Raw genomic sequence first — 21,781 nt, 5'->3', positions numbered from 1 at the left:
ACTCACTTCTGGAGCACAGCAAATGAACGCCCCTACCCGCGACGCAGGATTTTTCACCGAGTCTCTTTCTTCTCGTGACCCAGAGCTTTTCGGCTCGATCACCGACGAACTGGGTCGCCAGCGCGACGAGATCGAACTGATCGCCTCTGAAAACATCGTATCTGCGGCCGTTATGGAAGCGCAGGGCTCTGTTCTGACAAACAAATATGCAGAGGGCTATCCAGGTCGTCGCTATTATGGCGGTTGCCAATATGTGGATGTCGCTGAAAACCTGGCCATTGACCGGGCCAAGCAACTGTTTGGCTGTGAGTTTGCCAATGTTCAGCCAAATTCAGGGTCGCAGGCCAACCAAGGTGCCTTTCAATCGCTGATCAAACCAGGCGACACCATTCTTGGCATGAACCTGGCCTCTGGCGGACATTTGACCCATGGTGCCGCGCCAAACCAATCTGGCAAATGGTTCAACGCCATCCAATACGGCGTGCGTCAACAGGACAATCTAATTGATTATGACCAAGTGCAAGCGCTGGCAACCGAACATCAGCCTAAACTGATCATCGCCGGTGGCTCTGCCATTCCACGTCAGATTGATTTTGCAAAGTTCCGCGAAATTGCCGACAGCGTTGGTGCCTATCTGATGGTCGACATGGCGCATTTTGCTGGTCTGGTCGCCGCTGGCGAGCACCCCTCGCCCTTCCCCTATGCTGATATTGCAACCACAACCACGCATAAAACCCTGCGCGGCCCACGTGGCGGCATGATCCTGACCAACAACCCTGACATAGCGAAAAAGGTCAATTCCGCGATCTTCCCAGGCATTCAAGGTGGTCCATTGATGCATGTGATCGCAGCCAAGGCAGTTGCCTTTGGCGAGGCGCTGCGCCCGGAATTCAAATCCTATCAAAAGCAAGTTCGTGCCAATGCTGTTGCACTGGCAGACCAGTTGATGAAAGGCGGCCTGGACATCGTGACCGGCGGCACCGACACCCATGTGATGCTGGTTGACCTGCGTCCCAAAGGCGTGAAAGGCAATGCAACCGAAAAGGCCCTGGGGCGTGCCCATATCACCACCAACAAAAACGGCATTCCGTTTGACCCAGAAAAACCCATGGTCACATCGGGTATTCGTTTGGGCACTCCTGCGGGCACAACCCGCGGCTTTGGCGAAGTAGAATTCCGCAAAATCGCCGATTTGATCATCGAAGTTGTCGAAGGCTTGGCCGCAAATGGCGAAGAGGGCAACGCCGAGGTCGAAGCGAAGGTCAAAGCGGAAGTGGCAGAGCTTTGCGGTCGCTTCCCACTGTACTCTAACCTGTAAGCCGGGCACATTACACAACAGCGCCGCCCCTTTGGGCGGCGTTATTTATTTATTATTTTCAATACCTTACAGTGACGCTTCAGCATTTTTTTGCCGAACCGCTGGACATTTCCTGACTTAGACGGCCAAGTGATTACATGACCACGACCCAAGACATAGAACGCCGCATTGGCGACTGGATGCGCGCCCACCTACCGGCGGCATTGATGGAATTCATTGTCTTTTGGATCAAACAGGCCTGGGCCAGTATCTATTCTATCATATTGCTGTTTGGCATCTATTTCAGCAGCCAAATCTGGCAAGCAGATTGGGCAGTTGCGCGGTATGACGCATTGGTTATTTGGGCTGTTGGCTGGCAAATCATCATGTTGGTTTTCAAGCTGGAAACCTTCCAAGAGGCCAAGGTGATCTTGTTATTCCATCTGATCGCTACCGTGATGGAAGTGTTCAAAGTCAACGCGGGCAGCTGGCACTATCCCGAGGAGGGATATCTTAAGTTGTTGAATGTGCCGCTTTTTTCCGGGTTCATGTATGCGTCTGTCGGCAGCTATCTTGCACGTGTCATTCGATTATTTGATATGCGGTTCACCCAGTATCCACCGTTTTGGATGACGTTGCTTTTGGCCAGCGCGATTTACATAAACTTTTTCACACATCATTTTCTGCCTGACCTGCGCTGGATCTTGTTTGTCGCAACGCTTCTGGTGTTTTTCCGCACCCGGATTTTGTTTCGGATCGGGCAGAAGTTTTACGGATGGCCCCTGCCAGCGGCCGCATTGTTGTCTAGTCTTTTCATGTGGTTAGCAGAAAACGTTGGTACAATTTCCGCGACATGGCTGTACCGTGGCCAAACGCCAGACCAATGGGTCAGCCTAGCAAAACTCGGCTCGTGGTATCTGTTGCTATATGTCAGCTTTGTATCGGTAACACTTGTCACCCGCGACGTCATGCAGCGCCGGGCTGCAGAACCGGTTTGACCTGCCTAAAGGTAGCCCCGCCACACCAGCACCACGACAAAAATTCCGAACACCAACAATAGGTTAAATGCCATGCTGGCCAGCGTGTTCAGGATCAGCCCCCAGCGACGCTCTTTGGGATCATAGGCTTGCAACGTGGTTAACAGCGCCTCGACAGCGGTCAGTGTTTCAACCTGATTGACCTGCATGATCAGCTTGGGATGTGCTGTTTTTTGCAGCGAAGTGTGTAGAATTTTAGCGTTTTTATGCGCCGATTTTGGCAAGCGCCTGCCGATTTTGCGCATTGCCTTGGGCAAGTCATCGGAATCGATGCCAAACTTGCGGTGTATCAGCCGCTGAATCTTTTTCAGATCCGAATTTAATTCATTATGCGCAATCACTTAGCTATTCCCCCGCGACATTCTATCACGATGCTGCGCTTGCTCAATAGGGTCGATGTGCTATCAAAGCCGCATGTTGAATATGATCTCTCATGGCACCCCGACCGACCGTTTACCTTTGCTGATTGTGCACGGGCTTTATGGTTCTGCCAGAAATTGGGGAGTGGTGGCCAAAAAACTGTCAGAGCACCGCCAGGTTTTTACCGTCGACAACCGCAACCACGGTGAAAGCCCCCACAAAAATAGCCATTCCTATCATGACCTTGCAGGTGACCTGGCCGAGGTCTTGCAGCAGATTGGGCCAGCAGATGTGATGGGGCATTCGATGGGGGGCAAGGCGGCGATGCTGTTGGCCACACAGCGTTCAGCACTGGTGAACCGCCTGATCGTGGCCGACATCGCGCCAGTGGCTTACACACACACACAGCTGCCGTTTATCCACGCCATGCGCGCGGTGGATCTGGACCGGGTAGAGAAACGCTCTGACGCACTGGCCATGCTTGAGGCTGCAGGCGTTGACGACGCGACACTGCGCAGCTTTTTCACCCAATCGCTTGATTTGAAATCAAAAACCTGGCGGTTGAATTTGGATGTGCTGGAGGCCGAGATGCCCAAAATCATGGGCTTTCCCCAAGATGTGACGGGTGTGTTTCAGGCCCCGACCCTGTTCTTGTCGGGCGGAAATTCGGATTACGTTCTGCCAGATCACCGCCCCAAAATCCGCGATTTGTTCCCAAAGGCCGCATTCGTTAAGATTTCGGGCGCTGGTCACTGGCTGCATGCCGAAAAGCCCGCAGAATTCATCGCAACGGTCGATGCCTGGATGAAGCGTTAATTGTACAATTTGTACGTTTCGGGCGTTGAATCGTACGATTCGGGGGGCTCTTGGCAATTCATGTCGTTAGGCATGACGATGTACCAGCCCGCCAAACCACATGATGCGTTTGCTGACAGAGAAAAGGCGGGGTGAAACCCCGCCCTACGATCAATCGTCCATTTTAAGCGCTGAAATAAACGCTTCTTGCGGGATGTCGACGCGGCCGAATTGGCGCATCTTTTTCTTACCCGCCTTTTGTTTTTCCAGCAGCTTTTTCTTACGGGTTGCGTCGCCGCCATAACATTTGGCGGTCACGTCTTTGCGCAGGGCTGACAGGGTTTCGCGGGCGATGACTTTGCCACCAATAGCCGCTTGGATCGGGATCTTGAACATGTGACGCGGGATCAGATCCTTGAGCTTTTCACACATGGCGCGGCCGCGTTGTTCGGCGCGATCCCGGTGCACCATGGTCGAGAGCGCATCCACCGGTTCGTCGTTCACCAGCACAGACATTTTCACCAGATTATCCTGACGATAGCCCATCATTTGATAATCAAAGCTCGCGTAACCTTTTGTTACCGATTTCAGGCGATCATAGAAATCAAACACCACTTCGTTCAACGGCAGGTCATAGACCACCATCGCGCGGGTGCCAGCATAGGTCAGGTCTTCTTGGATGCCGCGGCGGTCCTGACACAGCTTCAGCACGTCGCCCAAGTATTCGTCGGGCACCAGAATGGTGGCTTTGATGCGGGGTTCCTGCAGGTGATCGACTTTGGACATGTCGGGCATGTCGGCCGGGTTGTGCAGCTCTATTTTTTGTGGCTCTTCGCCTTCTTTGGCCTTCATATAGATGTGATAGATCACCGATGGGGCCGTGGTGATCAGCTCGATGTTATATTCGCGTTCAATGCGGTCGCGGATCACTTCGAGGTGCAAAAGACCCAGGAAACCACAACGGAAACCAAAGCCCAAGGCGGCAGAGGTTTCCATTTCAAAGCTAAAGGAGGCATCATTTAATGCCAATTTGTCGATGGCGTCGCGAAGATCTTCGAATTCAGAGCTATCAACCGGAAAAAGACCGCAGAACACAACCGGTTGCGCCGGTTTAAAGCCCGGCAAAGCCTGCGTTACACCATTGCGGTCGTTGGTGATGGTGTCACCAACACGGGTGTCGCGCACCTGTTTGATTGAGGCGGTCAAAAAGCCGATTTCGCCCGGACCAAGCTCGTCAATCATTTCCATTTCAGGGCGGAAAACGCCGATGCGGTCCACGTGGTGCAGCGTGTCATTGGACATGAATTTCACGCGCTGACCCTTTTTCAGGGTGCCGTCCATAATGCGCACCAAGACGATGACGCCAAGATACGCGTCATACCACGAATCCACCAGCATCGCCTTAAGCGGTGCATCGCGGTCACCCTTTGGGGCTGGCAGATCTTTGACAATGGCTTCGAGCGTTTCAACAATGCCCTGCCCGGTCTTGGCAGAAACCTGAATGGCACCGGTGGCGTCAATGCCAATAACATCTTCGATCTGTTCGGCAACGCGGTCGCAGTCAGAGGCTGGCAGGTCAATTTTGTTCAGCACCGGCACAATTTCATGATCGGCATCAATGGCTTGGTACACGTTGGCCAGGGTCTGGGCTTCGACGCCCTGGGTGCTATCGACCACCAACAGAGAGCCTTCGACCGCACGCATAGAGCGGGAGACTTCGTAAGCGAAGTCGACGTGGCCGGGGGTGTCAATCAGGTTGAGCACATAGGTGTCGCCATCCTGCGCTTTATAATCGATGCGCACGGTGTTGGCCTTGATGGTGATGCCGCGTTCGCGTTCGATATCCATGCTGTCCAGCAGCTGTTCTTTCATGTCACGATCTTTGACTGTGCCCGTCTCTTGGATGAGGCGGTCAGCAAGCGTGGATTTACCGTGATCGATGTGAGCAACGATGGAGAAATTGCGGATTTTCGAAAGCTTTGTCATAACGTCAGCGTATTACGGGGAAACACGCAACAGTCAAGCAACACTGCGTTTGATCAAGCCAGCTTGGTGAAAGATTTTTAACGAATACGCGTTATCCATGGTCAGAGGGGCCGAAAAGCGACGCTTTGGGTGCCGGTGATCTTGCAGCGTGTTGGGTCTGTCGCGTGGCTGGGTCGCGGCCTGCGCCGGGTTAAAGCCCAGACCCGCGACGGGCGCAGAATGGTTGTGGCATCTAGAGTTGGGCGCATTCGCCTCTAACGGGGTTTTTGGGTGCTGCATTCAGCCCAAAATTGATCTTGATCAATGCTATGTGCAAGTCTCATGTTAAGACTTCGTCGCGGATTATTAAAACCCATTGAGGCGACAGCATGATTTTTCGATTGATTTATATGAGTACATCTAGCGGTGCCCTGCGAGACGCCGATCTTGAGGCGCTGATGATCGCGGCGCGCCGCAACAATGAACGGGACAATATTACGGGCGTTGCGGCGTATCACGATCATACGATTATTCAAGTTCTGGAAGGGGATCGCGCAAAAGTTGATGCCTGTTTTGATCGCATTTGCCAAAGCCCCATGCATCACAGCGTATTGCTGGTGCTGGCAGAGGACGTGCCGGACCGGATTTTTGATAGATATTCCATGGCATTTGTACCGGCGGATGCTGAAAACAAACCCACAAATACCGCCTTTGTTGACCTGCGGGATCTATTCACCGGCCAAAGGGGGCAGCAATTGAACAAAGATGCGGTGACGTCCGGATTTCTGGAAACCTTCAAAGAAGCCCTGCGGGTGCACTAGGCTTGGCGCGTAAGCTGCCGGGCGGCGAGTGTGGATGCGCCTGCCATCATCGCGGCGGTGGCCAGACACAGCGGCAGGCCACCGGCTTGGTAGCTTAGACCCGACAAAAACGTGCCCAAAAGACGGCCAGCCGCGTTGGACATATAGTAAAAGCCAACGTCCATTGTGACGCGCTCGTCGCTGGTGAAAGCCAATATCAAGTAGCTGTGCACCGCGCTGTTGACGGCGAAAACAAAGCCAAAAATCAACAGGCCCATCACCAAGACGGGTGTAAGATTTGGCAGACCTAGCGCCACAATGGCGGCAAGCGCGGCTGGGATCAGTGTAAGAATGGCAACCCAACGGGTGGCGGCCTGGCTGATTTCAACTGTGGATTTCTGGCTGGCGTTCAGGATTTTTGGCGCGAGGCTTTGCACAAACCCATATAGAATAATCCAGACGGCCATAAAGGTGCCGATGGTGAAAAACGCGGTGCGGTCGCCTGACGGCGTGCCATCGGACAAAACTGCGTAAAAATAGATCGGAATTCCGACCACAAACCAAACGTCGCGCGCGCCAAACAGAAACATGCGCGCCAAACTCAGCCGGTTGATATTGCGGTCTTTGGACCAGACCTGGTTGAATTTGACGGATTTCTTGCCCTGGGGCAGACCGGAGGGCATGAAAACCATTGTGCCCGTCAAGATCACTGCAAGCACCGCGGCCATGGCCCAGATGGCGGTTTGAAACCCGGCTGTGGCCAGCAAAGCCGCGCCAAGTAAAAAGCCCAGGCCTTTGACCGCGTTTTTGGACCCGGTCAGGATGGCGACCCAGCGAAACAAGCCGCCGTTTCCTTTGGGGGCCAGCAATTTGACTGCGGATTTGGCCGACATCTTGGACAGGTCTTTGGCGATGCCTGACAGGCCCTGCACAGACATCACAAAGAGGACAGAGGTCGCAAGCGGCCAATCCGGATCGAGTTGTGCCAGTGCCAAAAGCGCAGCGATTTGAATAGCAAGACCCGCATAAAGCGTGGTTGTCAGGCCAAAGCGGGCGGCAATCCAGCCGGCGGACAGGTTGGTGATGACGCCCATGAGTTCATAAAGCAAAAAGAGATAGGCCAGTTGCACGGCGGAAAAGCCGAGGGTGTGAAAGTGCAAAAGCACCAGCATCCGCAGGGCCCCGTCGGTCAACATAAAGGCCCAATAGGCCGCTGTGACGGTGACATAAGCTGCAAGACCGTTTGGCTTTTGGTCGGTCATATCTGACATATCTCTGTTTATTTTCAGTGCATTATATGGATTTTGCAACCATATCAGTGATGTCGGCCAATCGGCTGACATAGCCCCATTCGTTGTCATACCACGCATAGATTTTCACCTGGCGCTTGTTCACAACCATGGTCGAGGGCGCGTCAACGATGGTAGAGCGGTCGTCATTTGTGTAGTCGCAGCTGACCAAAGGGCGGGTTTCAAAGCCAAGGATGTCTTTAAGGTTGGTTTCGCTGGCTTTTTGCAAGGCGGCGTTGACTTCGGCCTCTGTGACATCCCGCGCAACGTCAAATACGATGTCGGTCAGGGAAGCGTTCAGCAGCGGCACGCGCACAGCATGGCCGTTAATTTTGCCCTCAAGCTCGGGGAAAATCTGGATGACGGCCTTGGCAGACCCTGTTGTGGTTGGGATCAGCGAATTCAGAGCAGAACGGGCGCGGCGCGGGTCTTTGTGGGCTTTGTCGACGATGGTTTGGGTGTTGGTCACATCATGAATGGTGGTGAAGGACGCTTGCTGGATGCCAAAGGTTTCGTGGAAGACCTTGACCACCGGGGCGATGCAGTTGGTGGTGCAGCTGGCCGCGGTGACGATGGTTTGGTCAGTATAGGTATCGTGGTTGACGCCATAGACGATATTGGCCGCACCTTCGATTTTCACTGGGGCAGAGATGACAACTTTTTTAACGCCGGCCTCAAAATAAGGCTGTAGTGTTTCTGCGGTTTTGAATTGACCAGAGCATTCAACCACAAGGTCGATGTCTTTCAGGGGCAGCGCGGCGGGGGACTTTTCTTGAGTGAATTTTATGCGGTGGCCGTTGATGGTGATGGAGGTTTCATCATGGCTGACCTCGGCCTTCCATGTGCCATGCACGGTGTCAAATTCGATCAACAGCGCGTGGGTTGCGATGTCGCCAAAAGGATCGTTGATCAAGCTGATTTGGGTACCAAGACCCATATCAAACAGGCGGCGCAGAACCAGTTTCCCCATGCGGCCCAGGCCATTGATTGCGAATTGTGTCATGTGTTCAGTCCTTTAGGGCAGATCAAGAAGGGAACCAGCCGCGGGTGCGGTTGGCAAATGCAACAAGCGATAGCATCACAGGCACTTCGACCAACACCCCCACAACGGTGGCAAGCGCGGCCCCGGAGCCAAGGCCAAAGAGGCTTATGGCGACGGCCACGGCAAGTTCGAAAAAATTGGATGTGCCAATGAGCGCACAGGGTGCTGCCACATTAAACGGCACCCCCCAAACGCGCGCGGCCCCATAGGCGACAAAGAAGATGCCATAGCTTTGGATCAGCAGAGGAATGGCGATCAACAGGATCACCAAGGGGCGTTCGAGGATGACTTGGCCCTGAAACCCAAAGAGCAGCGTCACTGTCAGCAAGAGGCCGAAGATCGAGGCTGGTTTGACCTTGGTTTGAAATGCGTCGACTCTGGCGGTACCGCCCTGTTTCATAAGGGATTTCCGGGTGATTAGGCCTGCAATCAACGGCAATGCCACATAGAGCAGCACCGACAAGAGCAATGTATCCCAGGGCACGGTGATGTCCGTGACCCCCAGTAAAAAGGCGACGATGGGCGCAAAGGCAAAAACCATGACCACATCGTTCACGCTGACCTGGACCAGGGTATAGGTCGCGTCGCCCTTGGTCAGGTTTGACCAAACAAACACCATGGCTGTGCAGGGGGCGGCACCAAGCAGAATGACACCCGCGATATAGGCCTGGGCATCATCCGGCGGAATCAGCCCGGCAAAGACGGTGTTAAAGAAGAATACCCCCAAGGCGGCCATGGTGAAGGGTTTGATCAGCCAATTCACCACAAGCGTGATCACGATGCCCTTGGGACGGTCGCCAATTTGCTTGAGCGCTCCAAAATCGACTCCCACCATCATTGGATAGACCATGGCCCAGATCAGCACTGCAACGGGCAAATTGACCTTGGCGATTTCCAGCCCTGCAAGCCCGGCGAATACACCGGGCGTTATATTTCCAAGGACCAGTCCCGCCAAAATGGCAAGCGCCACCCACAGGGACAGCAGCCGTTCAAAAGTGCCAAGGCCAGCCTCGACCTGCGCGGCTTGGGTTGCATCACTCATTTGATTTTTCCTTTGGGGCCGCGCCGTTGCAGGCGATGTCTTTGATCAGGGGTTCACATAGATCCGGGCGTCCGCCGCAGCAATCTTGCAGCAGGAAACCCAACAAACCGCTGAGCCCCTCCATATGGGCGAAATAGCGGATCGCCCTGCCCTCGCGTTTATTGCGCAGCAGTCCTGCGCTGAGCAGTATGGCCAGATTGGCCGACATAGTGTTTTGGCGCACGTTCAGCGCATCGGACACCTCGCCCGCCAACATGCCGGTTTGACCGGCTTGGACCAATAGGCGAAAGGCATCCAATCGGGAAGCCTGACTGAGGGCGGCAAAAGCATTTAAGGCGTTTGATTTATCCATATATCTGGATTTATTGATATGAGTTTTCCAGGTCAACCATAAATAGCCCGAATTGCATGACGTTTTGGTAACAGGGCGCTTGACAGGGTGCGGATTTTACCTATCTAGTGGTAGATAGACAAAAGGATCACGCCATGCGTTTAAATGCCGAGTTTGATGAAAAAGTGGTCATCCGGCCGCAAGACTATAATTGGATCACCTCCCCTGCGGCGGGCGTTGAGCGCATGATGCTGGACCGGGTTGGCGACGAGGTGGCGCGCGCCACAACCTTGGTGCGTTTTGCACCAGAGTCCTACTTTGACGCTCACACCCATGGTGGCGGCGAAGAATTCTTTGTATTGGAAGGCGTTTTTTCCGATGAAAGCGGCGACTATCCGGCGGGCAGCTATGTGCGCAATCCAATCGGCACCGCACATAAGCCACACACGAAACAAGGCTGTACAATCTTTGTAAAGCTGCACCAATTTGACGCAGATGACACGGCGCATTTTGCGATCGACACCAAGGCGTCAGAGTTTCGCCCTGGCTTGATCGACGGCCTGAGTGTGTTGCCGCTGCATTCTTCGACCTCCGAAAATGTTGCCTTGGTGCGTTGGGCACCGAACACAAGATTTAATGCACACCGCCATTGGGGTGGTGAAGAGATTTTTGTTTTGGAAGGCACGTTTCAGGACGAGCATGGGGATTACCCTGCCGGCAGTTGGATCCGAAGCCCGCATCTTTCACAGCACAAACCGTTTACAGAGGAAGGCTGCTTGATTTACGTAAAAACCGGGCATCTGACCCCAGACCATTTAGCCCAGTGGGCAGCGGGCAGCTAGTCAGCCGCCAAACACATCAAGTGGACGGTCATCCAACATGGTTTCCATTGAAAACAGACCGGTGACCGTATCGATTTCGATATTTGACGTCAGCCGCCGGTACACGGCGTCATACCCCGCCATGCCGCGGGTGACGACCTTGAGCATGTAATCCCAATCCCCGCCGATGCGATGCATTTCGGCGATTTCCGGGATGCGCGCCACATGTTTGCGAAAATTGTCCGCCCACTGCACAGAGTGGTTGCGGGTCCGGACCATGACAAACACTGTCAGATCCAGACCCAGCCGCGATGCGTCTAATCGCATGCGCGCGCCCTGCATAAAACCAGCCTCTTCCAGACGTTTAAGCCGCCGCCAAAGTGCGTTCTGCGACAGCCCTACCCGATCTGCAATATCTCTCTGAGACAAGGCAGCGTCGCGTTGGAGCACATCCAGTATGCGGCGATCAATTTCGTCTGTTTTTTCCATTTTCTCTATTAAATGACACAAGATTTCTGATTTGTACAGTGTTTTTGACAAACATTATTGATGTTTAATCGATCATATTATTTGCATAATAGATGAAAGAGCGATCACATGACCCACGAAACTTGTAAATTGATGGAATTTGAACACCAGCTCACAGCTTTGCCCGATCCGATAGCGGCGCTAAGGGACGGGTTGATTGGCGCAGGTCTGTCAATTGTTACACCGTTTGGGCGCAAGAAACTGGTCTATGCAGACTACATTGCCTCGGGGCGCGCGCTGCGGCAGGTCGAGGATTTTGTGATGCAGGAGGTCTTGCCGTTTTATGCAAATTCTCACACAGAACAAAGCTATTGCGGGGCAAAGATGACGCAAATGCGTGAAAGCGCGCGTGCGATTATTGCGCAAAAATGCGGGGCCAACGCTTTGGACCATGCTGTGATTTTTGGTGGCTCTGGCGCGACAACGGGCTTGAACCAATTAGTGCATTTGTTTGGTCTTGCAGAGGCAGCACGCGATGGTCGCCAGGCTTTTGTCTTGGTAGGACCTTATGAACATCACTCAAATATCCTGCCCTGGCGTGAAAGCGGCGCAACAGTGATTGAAATCGCAGAAGCCGTCGGGGGTGGCGTTGATTTGCAAGACTTGGAGCAAGTCTTAAGAACTTTGCCAGACAGCAGCGTCAAGGTAGGGGCCTTTTCAGCCGCGTCAAATGTCACAGGGGTCTGCACCGACCCGGGCCCAGTCACAAAACTTGTCAAAGCCTATGGTGGCCGCGTGATCTGGGACTATGCCGGAGGTGGCCCCTATCTTGAAATGTCGATGTCACCCGCTGGCTGTGACATTGATGCCTTGGTGTTCAGCCCGCATAAATTCATAGGCGGGCCCGGGGCCTCTGGCGTGTTGATTGTTCGTCGCGATGCGGTTGTGGCACAGACACCCCAACGGCCCGGCGGCGGCACTGTGGCTTTTGTAAATGCCCATCAACACGACTATGTGGCGCGGATCGAGCAGCGCGAAGAAGGGGGCACGCCAAACGTTATTGGCGACATCCGAGCGGCGCTAACCCTGATTGTGAAACAGGCGATTGGGCAAGATCAAATCACCATGATCAACCAAAAGTTGACTGACCGGGCCTTTGCCGCCTGGCAAGATGTGCCACATTTAAACCTTTTGGCCCCCGCCCAGACACTACGTTTGCCCTTTCTATCGTTTGCCCCAACTGATGCGCGCGGCAACATCGTGAACTATCACGACTTTACCCGCGCGCTGTCTGATCAATTTGGCATTCAGGCGCGTGGTGGCTGTTCCTGCGCTGGCCCCTATGTGCATCAGTTGCTTTCAATCAGCCAAGAGCAGTCTGACAAATTGCGCCAAGACATCCTGCGCGGTCAGGAAAAGGACAAACCTGGATTCATTCGCCTGAACCTTAGTTACTTGATGTCCGAAGAGAGTATTTCGCATATTTTGCACTGTGTACCGCAACTTGTAGCGCAATTTGCACAGCAAGGTGATATCAATGCCTGTGCGTAACTTGTGGATAACCTGTGGGTAATTGCGAGTAATTGCATTTGGAAACACCCGTAAATTGTTGTTTTTAATAAATTAAAACCTGCGTTCGGCATATGGACAAAACGTAACGCCAGAAAGTTCTATAAATTCAAAATCAATTTACCTCAAAAGGTCAGCCCCATCGTTTCTTACGTTGGGCACCTGCTGGGTCTTGGAGTTCTAAGCAGGGTTATCGCCGTTACTGGCCGCCATTTTACTTTATGAAATCCATGTAATGCATTGTTTTTTAATATTTAAATATCACGATGCCTGTAATAGACCACCAAGGCGCGTGATTGTTCTTGAGCATCAAAACCTATCTGGCATTTGTTTCACCTGCAGAGCGCACACTGGTAGAATTTGGACAAATATCGTATTTGGATAAAATATCTCAAGAAAAGACCATATTACGATCCAAAATATGTAATTTGTATAAGTAATTATTGGCCCCAAATTGCCATTTACCGGGTTTATTCAGCCCTGTCGACGTTGAAATGCGCCTGTACCGTGGGCGATCAGCCTGCCGTTTTCATCCAAAATCGACCCTTCTGCAAAGAACGTGGATTTGCCGCCGCCCGTAACAGTTGCCTCTGCATAGAGCCAAGCACCGGTGGGCTGGCTGAGAAAATTGACATTCAGCGTCAGGGTCAGCGCGATGCTTTTTTGTGCGGGGTCGCCGGTGAAACATCCGGAAAACCCCATGGCGGTATCAAGCAGCGTGGCGTATAACCCGCCGTGTGGTATGCCTGCCCGGTTCATGATTTGCGCGCTTATTGGCTGCTTAAGGCGTGCATGGTCTTGGCCCCAATGGGTCAACTGATAGCCCAGATGATCCTGCATAGCAGAGTTTGGCTCTTTTAACCGCGGATCCAAAGTCGTCTTACCCATCGCCAAATTCCCCTTAAGGTAGATTGACACTCTTTGCACAAGTTGCGTTCGCCAGAGCACAGATCCACCCCTTGGCGCGACAACTGGCGCACCCTAGATAAATTGCGAAAGGAGCACCACCATGTCTCTGAGACCCACATTGGAAAACCGCCAAGCCAAACCGACCCTAGAAGGGGCCGGCGTGCACTTGCACCGCGCATTTGGCTTTCAAGATCCCACCGAGCTTGACCCATTTCTGTTGTTTGATGACTTTCGCAATGACAGCCCAGAAATGTTTGAGAAAGGATTCCCCTGGCATCCGCACCGTGGCATAGAAACCATCACATATGTGCTGAATGGCGCTGTGGAGCACGGCGACAGTTTGGGCAACACCGGCGTTTTGGGCGCTGGGGATGTGCAATGGATGACCGCCGGGTCTGGAATCATGCACCAGGAAATGCCCAAGGGCAACAAACGCGGCCAAATGCATGGCTTTCAGCTTTGGGCCAATTTACCGGCCTCGCTTAAAATGACGGACCCTCGATATCAAGACATCAAGGGGGCCGAGATTCCGGAAATTCTGGAAGACGACGGCACCCGCGTGAAAGTTATTATTGGCGATTTTTGGGGACAAAGCGGGCCCGTGGATGGCATTGCCGCAGATCCGCAATACCTGGATATTTTTGTACCCGCTGGGGTCAAAAAAACCTTTCCGGTCGACACGTATCGCCGGGCCTTTGCCTATGTCTTTGAGGGGGCCGGTGCCTTTGCGGATGCAAGCCAACCAACAGGCGTGCTTTTGGAAAAAGAAATTGCAGGCCAAGAGGTTAACATCCGGGATATGTCCGGAGACCGCACGCTGGTTCGGTTTGGGACTGGCGATGAGGTCACTGTTCAGGCTGGCCCCGAGGGCATTCGGTTTCTTTTGATTTCAGGGGCACCAATTCAAGAACCCGTGGCGTGGCATGGACCTATTGTCATGAACACGCAGGCAGAATTGCGTCAGGCCATGTCTGATCTGAACAACGGGACCTTTATCAAGCCGGCTCATTAGGGCGACGCGACACATATTCTGACATGGCAACTGACACCGAGCTGCCGTGTCGGACTGTCGGGCATTTGGGGCAACCTAGGACGCCGCCACAGCTTTGCGCGCCATGTCCCAATAGATCGTTTCAATCTCTGAAAGGGACAGCCGCCCGCCTTCTCGAAACCAAGTATTCACGCCGGTCAACATCGCAATCAGCGCCATCGCGGCAATTTTGGTGTCCGCGACCTGAAATGCGCCGGTGGCGACGCCCGCCTTAAGGATCTTTTCGACTTCGGTCTCATAGTCGCTGCGCAGAATTTCAATGGCTTTGAAATTTTCGGGCGTCAAGTTGCGCAATTCCATATAGGAAATGAAAACCGCATCTTGTCTTGCGTGGTGAAATCGTATGTGAAATCTGGAAAATTGTTCAAGCTGATCAACGGGTTGGTCAGGCTTATCCAATTTTTGCCATGCATCACTTAGGTCCTGCATGTGAGTCTGCATTAGGCCAAACAATAGGCTTTGTTTGTCTGGAATATAGTTATAAAGCGCGCCAGCTTGCACGCCAACTTCACCGGCAATTTTGCGCATCGAAACGGCCGCATAGCCGTGCTGCGCAAATAAGGACAGCGCAGCCTGCGAAACCCGCGGACCGGTTTTGTCAGCATGTGATCCGGATGTGCGTGCCAAAGATGCCTCTGCGTTGCGCTGACCCAAAGGGCCCGCGGTAAAGTGAACACTTGTTCTATTCTTTAGATCAAGCACGACGCAAGGTCAAAGCGCTGCCTGTTTTCCGCAAAGCTGACGCAAATTCGGGGCAAAATCGGCGCTTTGATCGAACGCGCGATTGCAGCGCGGTGCACAATTGGCTAAACGGCAAGCCAGCCGTCGAGTTAAAGGAGATTATGATGACCACCCCCTTGCGCCTGGGCATTGCCGGGCTTGGCACCGTTGGTGTCGGCGTTGTCAAAATCATACGTCAAAAAGCCAATCTTTTGGCGGCACGCACCGGACGCCCGATTGTGATCACCGCAGTCTCTGCCCGATCACGCGACAAAGATCGCGGCGTCAACCTCGCAGACTATGCCTGGGAAGATGATCCGGTGGATCTGGCCAAACGCGACGATATTGATGTTTTTGTCGAGCTGATGGGCGGCCATGAAGGGCCCGCCAAAGACGCCACCGAGGCAGCGATTGCCGCAGGCAAAGATGTTATCACTGCCAATAAGGCGCTTTTGGCCATTCATGGTCAGGCCCTGGCAGAAGCCGCCGAGGCCAAGGGCTGTGTTATCCGTTTTGAAGCCGCCGTTGCCGGTGGCATTCCGGTGGTCAAATCGCTGACCGAGGGTCTGGCTGGCAATGACATCACCCGCGTCATGGGTGTGATGAATGGCACTTGCAATTATATTTTGACCCGCATGCAAGACGCGGGATTGCCCTATGACGAGGTTTTTGCGGAAGCGGACGCTTTGGGGTATCTGGAAGCAGACCCAAATCTGGATGTAGGCGGCATTGATGCTGGCCACAAACTGTCTTTGTTGTCCTCTATCGCCTTTGGCACCAAGGTTGCCTTTGACGGCGTCGAGTTGGAAGGCATTCAGCGCATTTCTATCGAAGACATCAATCAGGCGGCAGATCTGGGCTATCGCATCAAGCTGTTGGGGGTCGCGCAATTGACTGGCCGAGGGCTGGAACAGCGTATGACCCCATGTTTGGTGCCCGCGGACAGCCCTTTGGGGCAGTTGACCGGCGGCACCAATATGGTGGTGCTTGAGGGCGACGCGGTGGAACAGATTGTATTGCGCGGACCTGGTGCAGGCGAAGGCCCCACCGCCAGCGCAGTTATGGGCGACGTTTGTGACGTTGCCCGCGGCTTGCGGATCTCGACTTTTGGGGTGCCCGTTGGTGCGTTGGAAAGCACACAACCGGCGCAATCGAACTCTCCGGCACCGTTTTATTTGCGCATGGCCTTGCTGGATCGTCCTGGTGCCTTGGCCAAAGTGGCCACCGTTCTGGGCGAATTTGGCATCAGCATTGACCGTATGCGCCAGGGGCAGCACGACGGATCAGAAGCACCCGTTTTGATTGTCACACATAAAACCCAGCGCAGCGCCTTGAACGAGGCGATTGCAGCTATGAGCTCTACCGGGGTTCTGGCAAGCGACCCTGTCGCCCTGCGGATCGAAAACGTCTAAGAGATCCTTGGTCTTTTTGGGCAGAGTGCTTGTTCCCAAGCGCCCTGCCCGCTAGACTTTTTGTGGAACGATTTGCAAGGACCACATTTATGACCACCACGCCAGAATTTCACGATCGTCTGCTGTCACTTGGGCTTGCCCGTGTCGCTGAACAAGCGGCTTTGGCTTCGGCCACGCTTGTTGGGCGCGGCGACGAAAAAGCCGCAGATCAGGCCGCGGTAAACGCAATGCGCGAACAACTTAACTTGTTAGATATTGCGGGCGTCGTGGTGATCGGCGAAGGCGAGCGTGATGAGGCTCCGATGCTGTTCATCGGCGAAGAAGTGGGCACTGGAAACGGCCCGGGTGTGGATATTGCGCTGGACCCGCTTGAAGGCACAACACTGACCGCCAAAGACATGCCAAATGCTCTGACTGTGATTGCCATGGGGCCACGCGGATCCATGTTGCACGCGCCAGATGTTTATATGGACAAACTGGCCATCGGTCCGGGGTTTCCGGAAGGCATCGTGACCTTGGACATGCCACCTGCGACGCGGGTCTCGGCACTGGCCACAGAAAAGGGATGCATGCCAGAAGACATCACAGTGTGCATTCTGGAACGCCCGCGCCACGAAGAAATGATCGCCGAAGTGCGCAGCACAGGGGCATCGATCCGTTTGATCACCGATGGCGATGTAGCAGGCGTCATGCATTGCGCCGACAGCGTGACCACCGGCATCGACATGTATATGGGTTCTGGCGGCGCACCCGAAGGCGTTCTGGCCGCTGCTGCGCTGAAATGCATGGGTGGGCAGATTTTTGGCCGGCTTTTGTTCCGCAACGACGATGAACGTGGCCGGGCACGCAAGGCTGGTATCACCGACTTTGACCGCATCTATAGCCGCGATGATATGGTGACAGCGGACGTGATTTTTGCCGCCACCGGCGTGACCGGAGGGTCTTTGTTGCCACGTATCAAACGGGCACCGGGCTGGCTGGAAACCACCACGTTGTTGATGCGGTCAAAATCCGGCTCTGTGCGCCGCATGACCTATCGCACTCCAACAGACTCGCTGTAATTGAAATCGCGCGCGGCGCGCGCTTAGACGGGCGTCGCTATGCGTGATTTTCTGAATGTTTCCAATTCCTTGACGGGACGACGCTGGGTCGGTCCCTCGATTGATCTTGACCGTGCAGCAGAATTGCTGGAGCAAGAAACCACCCTGCCACGGCCCCTGTGTCAGGTTCTGGCACGGCGCGGTGTTTCGGCCCAAGAGGCTGAAAGCTTTCTTGCCCCGGTGCTGCGGGATTTGTTGCCAGACCCGCGCAGCCTGAAAGATATGCAACGCGCCGCAGCCCGGTTTCTGCAAGCCGTGAAATCCCGCGAAAAGATTGCGGTTTTTGCCGATTATGACGTGGATGGGGGCACCTCGGCAGCCTTGTTAATTGTTTGGTTGCGCGAGCTTGGCCTGCAAGCCACGCTGTATGTGCCCGATCGTATTGACGAGGGCTATGGCCCAAATGAAGCGGCGATGGCTGAATTAGCGGCGGCCCATGATCTGATCATTTGCGTGGATTGCGGCACGCTTTCGCATGGGCCGATTGCCGCGGCCAAGGCGGCGGATGTGATTGTGCTGGATCACCACTTGGGGGGGGAAACCTTGCCCGATTGTCTGGCGGTCGTGAACCCCAACAGGCAGGACGAAACGGGTGAATTGGCGCATCTTTGCGCGGCTGCGGTGGTGTTCTTGATGCTGGTAGAGGCCAACAGGCAGATGCGCGATGATGGGGCGCAAGGCCCTGACTTGATGAGCATGCTGGATCTGGTTGCGTTGGCCACTGTTGCAGATGTTGCCCCTTTGATCGGCGTCAACCGCGCCCTTGTGCGTCAAGGTCTGAAGGTGATGGCGCGGCGCAATCGCGTGGGTGTGGTGGCCCTATCGGATGTCAGCCGCATGGATACCGCGCCAAATTCCTATCACCTTGGCTTTTTGCTGGGGCCGCGGGTCAATGCTGGTGGTCGTATTGGACAGGCCGACTTGGGCGCGCGTCTGTTGGCGACGGCAGATCCAAACGAAGCGCGCGCGCTTGCCGATCGGCTAGACGAGTTGAACACCGAGCGCCGGGACATCGAAGCCGGCGTGCGTGCGGCGGCGTTGGATCAGGCCGAAGACCGGGGATTGGACTTGCCCTTGGTTTGGGCCTCTGGAAACGGCTGGCACCCCGGGGTGGTTGGCATTGTCGCCAGCCGCCTGAAAGAAGCGACAAACCGGCCGTCGATTGTGATTGGCTTTGATGGTGATGAGGGCAAGGGCTCTGGCCGTTCAGTGGCTGGCGTCGATTTGGGAGCGTGCATTCAGCGGCTTGCAGCCGAGGGGCTGCTGGTTAAAGGTGGCGGTCACAAAATGGCTGCTGGCCTGACGGTGACCCGCGACAAACTTGAACCCGCTATGGCGCGTTTGACGGAATTGCTGGCCAAACAAGGTGCGGGGGACATGGGCCCAGCGGATCTGAAATTGGACGGTATGCTGATGCCCGGTGCCGCCTCGATTGATCTGGTCAATCAGGTAGAGGCCGCTGGCCCGTTTGGCTCCGGCGCCCCTGCCCCAAGATTTGCCTTTCCGGATGTCGAGATTCGATTTGCCAAGCGTATTGGCGAAAGCCATCTGAAGATCACTTTCAGCGATGGGCTGGCCGCACGGCTAGAGGCCATTTGCTTTGGGGCCTTTGACAGCGCGCTAGGTCCGGCCCTTGAAAACCACAAAGGCAAGCGGTTTCACCTCGCCGGGCGCTTGGATATTAACACCTGGGGCGGCCGCCAAACCGTACAACTGCGCCTGGAAGACGCTGCAGAGGCTTGAATTTATTGTGTATTTCTTGCTGTGGATTGGCGGGTGCCCCCGGCCAAAGCCGGGACGGCTAGGGATCTATTGTGGCCCGCTCTCTTTGTGGTAAGAAAAATGCTTGCCGCCGTAATTTTCTACTTGCACCGCTTGCACGCATTGCCTAAATACCGGCTCACGCTTGATACGGCCCGTTCGTCTATCGGTTAGGACGCCAGGTTTTCAACCTGGAAAGAGGGGTTCAATTCCCCTACGGGCTGCCATTCAAGCTATGTTTTTGAGAAAGAACATGGAAACAAAAGTTTCTGGCCCGTTCGTCTATCGGTTAGGACGCCAGGTTTTCAACCTGGAAAGAGGGGTTCAATTCCCCTACGGGCTGCCATTTCCCCTTGGATCAAAACACTTGTTGGTTTTAATCCGGCATTGGAATAAGCGCTGTGCCGATTTCTTCGCCCAGCAAATCCTCATAGAAACTGCTGCAACCACGCCCATTGTTTTTGCAAGCATATAGCGCCACATCAGCATTGGCGACGATCTGATCCGGAGATGGCGGTTCCGTGGGATGCCAAAGCGCGATTCCAATGCTCGCAGAAATCGAGCAGGTCTCGCCCTGAAATGACATAGGCTCTTGAATACGCTCGATTATCCGACCGGCAATTCCCGAAAGCATTTTGCGAGAGCGGGTTTTCTCAAACACCAGTACAAATTCATCGCCACCAACGCGTGCGACATGGTCTTGCTCTCTGGTTTCCTCGACCAGAATGCGTGCCACTTGCTGCAAAACAAAATCACCGGCGGCGTGTCCTTTGGTGTCATTCACTTTCTTAAAAAAGTCCAAATCCATTTGCATCACCGCAAACCCGGTCTGGTTCTCCATCAACCTGGGCAAGATATGATCCACGGCTCGGCGGTTTTTTAACCCTGTCAGAGTGTCGGTAAAGGCTTGTTCTTCGGCGGCGACCATCGCTGATTGCAGCCGGTGATTAAGCTTGCGCGATGCCTCCATCGCGGCGGATTTGGCTTCGACAAGATAGAGCATTTCGATGGCCAAATCGGTCGCAGCAAAATCGGTGCTGGTTAGGGAATAGTCTTGAACCGCGTCCAGAACGCTGATGCCAAAGCTTAGATTGATCACCGCAGCCTCTGCGCTTGGGGATTTGACGACAACCCCCTGAAAGCCGGTCTGTGGCGCATCACAAAACCGCATGTGCAACCGGGTTCCGGTAGCGTTCAACATCTGATCCATCGATTTGATCGCACGCGGCCTTTGCAGGTCAAAAACCTCTAGAAAAGGCAGCCCACTTAGGACCTTACGAGATCTTAGCTTTGCCAAAGTTGGTCCCACATGTTGAATTTCACCAGTGTCTGAAACCACCAAATGCATGGGGCAAAGCAAATCAAGAAAAGCACAAAGCTGGCGCAGGCTGCTGGTCATTGTCATCCCACACGCCCCCCAAGTTCAAAACGACGCCCCTCGCTAAAGGCTGTCTCAACCACGGTTATTTCGATGATTTCCACTGATTTGGTGTCAATTTCGTAATTCAAGAGCACAAGCGCCCCATAATCGTCCGCCATGGTGCGCAATACTCCCATCATAACAAAACCGAACCCAATATGCGGATGCGAGCAATGCAAACTAAACCTGTTGTTGCCATGTTCGTGCAACTCAAACGTTGGCAGGTCGAGATCTTCGACCGCAAGGCGCGCCCGCTCTGGCAGATCATCAAGAGAATGCAGAAATTCCAGAAAGGTCACGCCGCTGAACCGCAACAAGCGGCGCAGCGCCTCTACATTGGGATGGGTGACCAAATATGTGCCGATATCTTCGAGCACCGCTTCGCGCGGCACGCCAATGGCCTTGGCAATGGCCTGAACCACCTGCTCTGTCAGGGCATCGTCATAGTGCAACATGGCCTCAAAATCAGTGAAATCCAGCCCAGAGGCGCGCGTAACACTGAGCCAGCGTTCTTGCCCATATGTATCGCGAACGAAACATTGAACGGCCCTGTTGATCAGCCCATGCATGCCACACTTCCCTCAAATCCTGA

The 21,781-nt window shown here is 54.2% G+C and carries 22 protein-coding genes and 2 tRNA genes; 12 read left to right on the top strand and 12 right to left on the bottom strand.

Annotation, left to right across the window (positions count from 1 at the left end):
- The first annotated feature begins 22 nt into the window (after nt 1-22).
- Nucleotides 23-1,318 (top strand): serine hydroxymethyltransferase, encoded by a 1,296-nt coding sequence (glyA, locus tag ABXG94_RS01140; protein WP_353531812.1) that lies wholly within the window; start codon nt 23-25, stop codon nt 1,316-1,318.
- A 137-nt stretch (nt 1,319-1,455) separates the two neighbouring features.
- Nucleotides 1,456-2,295 carry a DUF817 domain-containing protein gene (locus ABXG94_RS01135; RefSeq protein ID WP_353531811.1) on the top strand — a complete coding sequence of 280 codons (840 nt, stop codon included), beginning with the start codon at nt 1,456-1,458 and terminating at the stop codon, nt 2,293-2,295.
- A gap of 5 nt (nt 2,296-2,300) precedes the next feature.
- On the opposite strand, the gene ABXG94_RS01130 is transcribed toward ABXG94_RS01135, so the two are convergent.
- Entirely contained in the window at nt 2,301-2,675 is a 375-nt protein-coding gene (locus tag ABXG94_RS01130; protein ID WP_353531810.1) for a hypothetical protein, read from the bottom strand.
- A 73-nt stretch (nt 2,676-2,748) separates the two neighbouring features.
- Between ABXG94_RS01130 and ABXG94_RS01125 the strand changes: the two genes are divergently transcribed.
- A complete protein-coding gene (locus ABXG94_RS01125) occupies nt 2,749-3,510 on the top strand; it encodes an alpha/beta fold hydrolase (protein WP_353531809.1) in 762 nt (253 codons plus the stop codon).
- Nucleotides 3,511-3,660: 150 nt separating this feature from the next.
- Here the strand turns inward: ABXG94_RS01125 and lepA are convergent, their stop codons facing one another.
- Both lepA and ABXG94_RS01115 read right to left on the bottom strand, forming a co-directional pair.
- The gene (gene lepA, locus ABXG94_RS01120) at nt 3,661-5,475 is read right to left on the bottom strand and encodes a translation elongation factor 4 (RefSeq protein WP_353531808.1); all 1,815 of its coding nucleotides are present in this window, start codon (nt 5,473-5,475) and stop codon (nt 3,661-3,663) included.
- A gap of 33 nt (nt 5,476-5,508) precedes the next feature.
- Nucleotides 5,509-5,754: a hypothetical protein gene (locus tag ABXG94_RS01115; RefSeq protein ID WP_353531807.1), complete on the bottom strand. Its 246-nt coding sequence runs from the start codon at nt 5,752-5,754 to the stop codon at nt 5,509-5,511.
- An 89-nt stretch (nt 5,755-5,843) separates the two neighbouring features.
- Between ABXG94_RS01115 and ABXG94_RS01110 the strand changes: the two genes are divergently transcribed.
- Nucleotides 5,844-6,275, top strand: coding sequence for a BLUF domain-containing protein (locus ABXG94_RS01110; protein ID WP_353531806.1), 432 nt, complete (start codon nt 5,844-5,846; stop codon nt 6,273-6,275).
- Here ABXG94_RS01110 and arsJ read toward each other — a convergent pair.
- From arsJ to ABXG94_RS01090, 4 genes are read right to left on the bottom strand one after another with little or no spacing between them, the layout of a single operon-like run.
- Nucleotides 6,272-7,516, bottom strand: coding sequence for an organoarsenical effux MFS transporter ArsJ (gene arsJ, locus ABXG94_RS01105; protein ID WP_353531805.1), 1,245 nt, complete (start codon nt 7,514-7,516; stop codon nt 6,272-6,274). The genes ABXG94_RS01110 and arsJ overlap by 4 nt on opposite strands.
- A 31-nt stretch (nt 7,517-7,547) precedes the next feature.
- The gene (locus tag ABXG94_RS01100; RefSeq protein ID WP_353531804.1) at nt 7,548-8,546 is read right to left on the bottom strand and encodes an ArsJ-associated glyceraldehyde-3-phosphate dehydrogenase; all 999 of its coding nucleotides are present in this window, start codon (nt 8,544-8,546) and stop codon (nt 7,548-7,550) included.
- Nucleotides 8,547-8,568: 22 nt separating this feature from the next.
- Nucleotides 8,569-9,627, bottom strand: coding sequence for an ACR3 family arsenite efflux transporter (arsB, locus tag ABXG94_RS01095; RefSeq protein ID WP_353531803.1), 1,059 nt, complete (start codon nt 9,625-9,627; stop codon nt 8,569-8,571).
- The gene (locus tag ABXG94_RS01090) at nt 9,620-9,979 is read right to left on the bottom strand and encodes an ArsR/SmtB family transcription factor (protein WP_353531802.1); all 360 of its coding nucleotides are present in this window, start codon (nt 9,977-9,979) and stop codon (nt 9,620-9,622) included. Before ABXG94_RS01090 ends, arsB begins: the two co-directional genes overlap by 8 nt.
- A gap of 134 nt (nt 9,980-10,113) precedes the next feature.
- Here ABXG94_RS01090 and ABXG94_RS01085 point away from each other — a divergent pair, with 134 nt between their 5' ends.
- Nucleotides 10,114-10,800, top strand: coding sequence for a cupin domain-containing protein (locus ABXG94_RS01085; RefSeq protein ID WP_353531801.1), 687 nt, complete (start codon nt 10,114-10,116; stop codon nt 10,798-10,800).
- On the opposite strand, the gene ABXG94_RS01080 is transcribed toward ABXG94_RS01085, so the two are convergent.
- Nucleotides 10,801-11,268: an Lrp/AsnC family transcriptional regulator gene (locus ABXG94_RS01080; protein WP_353531800.1), complete on the bottom strand. Its 468-nt coding sequence runs from the start codon at nt 11,266-11,268 to the stop codon at nt 10,801-10,803. It abuts the gene before it with no gap.
- 108 nt (nt 11,269-11,376) lie between these two features.
- On the opposite strand from ABXG94_RS01080, the gene ABXG94_RS01075 reads away from it, so the two are divergent.
- The gene (locus ABXG94_RS01075; protein WP_353531799.1) at nt 11,377-12,798 is read left to right on the top strand and encodes an aminotransferase class V-fold PLP-dependent enzyme; all 1,422 of its coding nucleotides are present in this window, start codon (nt 11,377-11,379) and stop codon (nt 12,796-12,798) included.
- 492 nt (nt 12,799-13,290) lie between these two features.
- Here the strand turns inward: ABXG94_RS01075 and ABXG94_RS01070 are convergent, their stop codons facing one another.
- Nucleotides 13,291-13,704 (bottom strand): PaaI family thioesterase, encoded by a 414-nt coding sequence (locus ABXG94_RS01070; protein ID WP_353531798.1) that lies wholly within the window; start codon nt 13,702-13,704, stop codon nt 13,291-13,293.
- Nucleotides 13,705-13,825: 121 nt separating this feature from the next.
- Between ABXG94_RS01070 and ABXG94_RS01065 the strand changes: the two genes are divergently transcribed.
- Entirely contained in the window at nt 13,826-14,737 is a 912-nt protein-coding gene (locus ABXG94_RS01065; RefSeq protein ID WP_353531797.1) for a pirin family protein, read from the top strand.
- Nucleotides 14,738-14,812: 75 nt separating this feature from the next.
- On the opposite strand, the gene ABXG94_RS01060 is transcribed toward ABXG94_RS01065, so the two are convergent.
- Nucleotides 14,813-15,403: a TetR/AcrR family transcriptional regulator gene (locus ABXG94_RS01060; protein ID WP_353531796.1), complete on the bottom strand. Its 591-nt coding sequence runs from the start codon at nt 15,401-15,403 to the stop codon at nt 14,813-14,815.
- A 218-nt stretch (nt 15,404-15,621) separates the two neighbouring features.
- Here ABXG94_RS01060 and ABXG94_RS01055 point away from each other — a divergent pair, with 218 nt between their 5' ends.
- From ABXG94_RS01055 to ABXG94_RS01035, 5 genes are all read left to right on the top strand, one after another.
- Nucleotides 15,622-16,908 (top strand): homoserine dehydrogenase, encoded by a 1,287-nt coding sequence (locus ABXG94_RS01055; protein WP_353531795.1) that lies wholly within the window; start codon nt 15,622-15,624, stop codon nt 16,906-16,908.
- Between the two features lie 89 nt (nt 16,909-16,997).
- Nucleotides 16,998-17,969 carry a class II fructose-bisphosphatase gene (gene glpX, locus ABXG94_RS01050; RefSeq protein ID WP_353531794.1) on the top strand — a complete coding sequence of 324 codons (972 nt, stop codon included), beginning with the start codon at nt 16,998-17,000 and terminating at the stop codon, nt 17,967-17,969.
- A gap of 39 nt (nt 17,970-18,008) precedes the next feature.
- Entirely contained in the window at nt 18,009-19,751 is a 1,743-nt protein-coding gene (gene recJ, locus ABXG94_RS01045; RefSeq protein WP_353531793.1) for a single-stranded-DNA-specific exonuclease RecJ, read from the top strand.
- 170 nt (nt 19,752-19,921) lie between these two features.
- A tRNA-Glu gene (locus ABXG94_RS01040) sits at nt 19,922-19,996 on the top strand.
- A gap of 44 nt (nt 19,997-20,040) precedes the next feature.
- Nucleotides 20,041-20,115 (top strand) — tRNA-Glu (locus ABXG94_RS01035).
- Between the two features lie 30 nt (nt 20,116-20,145).
- Here the strand turns inward: ABXG94_RS01035 and ABXG94_RS01030 are convergent.
- Both ABXG94_RS01030 and ABXG94_RS01025 read right to left on the bottom strand, forming a co-directional pair.
- Nucleotides 20,146-21,174 carry a diguanylate cyclase domain-containing protein gene (locus ABXG94_RS01030; protein ID WP_353531792.1) on the bottom strand — a complete coding sequence of 343 codons (1,029 nt, stop codon included), beginning with the start codon at nt 21,172-21,174 and terminating at the stop codon, nt 20,146-20,148.
- Nucleotides 21,171-21,758: a heme NO-binding domain-containing protein gene (locus tag ABXG94_RS01025; protein ID WP_353531791.1), complete on the bottom strand. Its 588-nt coding sequence runs from the start codon at nt 21,756-21,758 to the stop codon at nt 21,171-21,173. Before ABXG94_RS01025 ends, ABXG94_RS01030 begins: the two co-directional genes overlap by 4 nt.
- Nucleotides 21,759-21,781: the final 23 nt, after the last annotated feature.

Source organism: Cognatishimia sp. WU-CL00825 (assembly GCF_040364665.1).
Classification (GTDB): domain Bacteria; phylum Pseudomonadota; class Alphaproteobacteria; order Rhodobacterales; family Rhodobacteraceae; genus Cognatishimia.
The sequence above is the reverse complement of the archived record's forward strand: the minus strand, read 5'-3'. Positions and strand labels throughout refer to the sequence as shown.